We start from the raw sequence: 2,409 nt of genomic DNA, 5'->3' as shown, positions 1-2,409 counted from the left end.
GACCATGCCCGTCGCGGTGCACACCACGCTGTCCGCCGCGGGATGGACGGTCGCCGCCGACCACGGCGACCTCCAGGGAGTCGATGCGCTGATCACGGTCGGACTGCCGATGACACCGGCCGACATGTGTGCGATCAGCGTGGCCGTCGACGGTTGCATCCTGACGGTGCTGAGCAGAGCGTTCGACGACGCCGTTGCGTTGGATGTCGCGGCGGCGCTCACCGGGATGGACGCCGTCGATGCCGTCTGGTGCCTGAGCGCCGCCGGTCACGTGGAGTTGGTGGTGTTCGGCGCGCACCTTCGTGGCGGGCCGCTGACCCACCAGCTCACCGACCGCGGCTCCCGCTGGGCCGGCGAGATCACCACGGCCCCCCGCTACCGGATGACGGTGCTGCCGACGTCACCCGCCAAGCCGGCGATCACCCGCGTGCCGGACGACGCACCTGGGGCCGCGCTGTACGGGCACCGGTGGTTGATGTCGGCCGCGGCGCTCGGCGATTTCCTGTCAGCGCTGCCCGCCCCGATGCAGTTGGGGAAGGTCGAATTCGCCGACGGCACCTGGCGCACCGGGTTCGGTTGTGACGCTGCAGCGGCCACCGGACCGGACATCAGCGCCTACGGCAGCTGGCCTGCCGCCGTCGACGCCGGCGCTGTTGCCGGGCACCGCCCGGATTAGCTTCCCTGCTGCGATTCGCGCCGGGCGAGCTCGGCCAGCATCCTGTTGTAGGCAGCGAGATCGGCGTCGTCGTCACGGTCGGCGGCGCGGTCGAGTCGCTTCGCGGTCCGCTGGTCGGTGCGACGCCACTGGACGAACAATGCGATCAGCACCACCACCAGCGGGACTTCGCCTGCGGCCCAAGCAATCCCGCCCCCGAGTCGCTGATCGCCGAGCAGATCGGTGTGCCAGTCCAGTTGCAGCGATCGGTAGAAATCCCCGCCGATCACCGATTTGGTGCCCATCAGGACGACACCGAAGAACGCGTGCAACGGCAGCGACGCGAACACCATCGCCAGCTTGCCGATATGCGGTATCGGCCGCGGCGTCGGGTCGACGCCGATGACGACCCAGTAGAACAGGTAGCCACTGAGCAGGAAGTGCAGATTCATCGCCAGGTGGGCACCATGGCTGTCGACGGCGGCGTCGAAGATCCCGCCGAAGTACAGGCCGTAGAACCCGACGATGAACAACGCGGTCGCGACGAACGGGTTGGTCAGTACCTGCGATACCCGCGAATGCAGCGCGGCGAGCACCCACTCGCGCGGGCCGGGCGGCTCGCCACGACCGGCCGTGGGTAGTGCCCGCAGCGCCAGCGTCACCGGCGCGCCCAGCACCAGCAGGATCGGCACCAGCATCGACAGCAGCATGTGGGCGATCATGTGCATGCTGAACATCGCAGGCATGTACCGGCCGAGCCCCGACGACGTCGTGACCAACAGCAGCAGGCATCCGAGCACCCACGCCACCACCCTGCCGGTGGGCCAGGCATCGCCGCGGCGTCTGAGCCGCCGCACACCGGCCAGGTACACGATCGCGAGCACGATGGCCGCGGTGCCGAACAGCAGGTCGAAGCGCCAGTCGAACAGGATCCGGCCGACGGTGGGTGGCCCGGCCAGGTCGTAGCCGATCTCGACCGCGGGAATCGACGGGTTCAGATTTCGTGGTGGCGGCGGCGGTGTCCGGCCCAGAGCGACCGCCGCCCCGAAGGTCAGGCCGAAGATGACCGCTTCGACCAGTGCCAGGCGGATCAGTGGGCCGCGCGCCTCGCCGTCGCCGCGCAGCGCAGCCACCCCCTTACCGCGCTGCTGCCACCCGAGAAAGCCGAGCGCACACAACGCCGTGGCCTTCGCGACGAGCAGCCAGCCGTAGCTGGTGTGCAGCAGGTCTTCCGGGCGGACCCGCACGAGCGCGTTGATCACCCCACTGAGGGCCATCGCCACAAAACACCACAGGGCGATCACCGAGAATCGCCGCGCTGCCAGGTACGCGTGCTCGCCGCCGCGCAGCGCGTGGACCAGCAGTGCCAGTAGTCCGCCGGCCCACAGCGCACCGGCCACCAGGTGGATCAGCAGGCTGTTGGTGGCGAGATCGTGGGATCCGCCCGACGACGAGTGCCCGGTCAACGCCAGCGGCAGCAGTGTCACCAGCGACGCGGCGAACAACGCCGGCGTCCACGACCATCGCAGCACCGGGGCGCTGACCACGGCCACGGCGAAGGCGAACAATGCGGTCCAGCGCCACGCGCTCGCCACGTCGATCAGGCCGGCCACCGACCAGATGTCGGCCGGGCTCAACTGCGTCGACAACGGCTGGCCGCTGACATCCGACACCGTCAGCGGCACCATCAGCGCAGCGCAGACGGCCCACAGCCCGGAGGCTGCCATCCCGGTGCGCAGCGCGCGGTAGCCGGC

At 69.9% G+C, this 2,409-nt stretch carries 2 protein-coding genes; one reads left to right on the top strand and one right to left on the bottom strand.

Translation table 11 applies throughout. The annotated features are described in order from the left end of the window. A partial coding sequence (locus WA965_RS09415; protein WP_526447413.1) for an allophanate hydrolase-related protein occupies positions 1–676 on the top strand: 676 nt, incomplete at its 5' end. Here the strand turns inward: WA965_RS09415 and WA965_RS09410 are convergent. Then, positions 673–2,409: bifunctional copper resistance protein CopD/cytochrome c oxidase assembly protein (locus WA965_RS09410; RefSeq protein ID WP_526447411.1), on the bottom strand; the 1,737-nt coding region annotated here is incomplete at its 5' end. The two genes, WA965_RS09415 and WA965_RS09410, sit on opposite strands and share 4 nt — an antisense overlap.

Origin of the sequence: Mycobacterium sp. (assembly GCF_049683935.1) — a bacterium.
Classification (GTDB): domain Bacteria; phylum Actinomycetota; class Actinomycetes; order Mycobacteriales; family Mycobacteriaceae; genus Mycobacterium.
The sequence above is the reverse complement of the archived record's forward strand: the minus strand, read 5'-3'. Positions and strand labels throughout refer to the sequence as shown.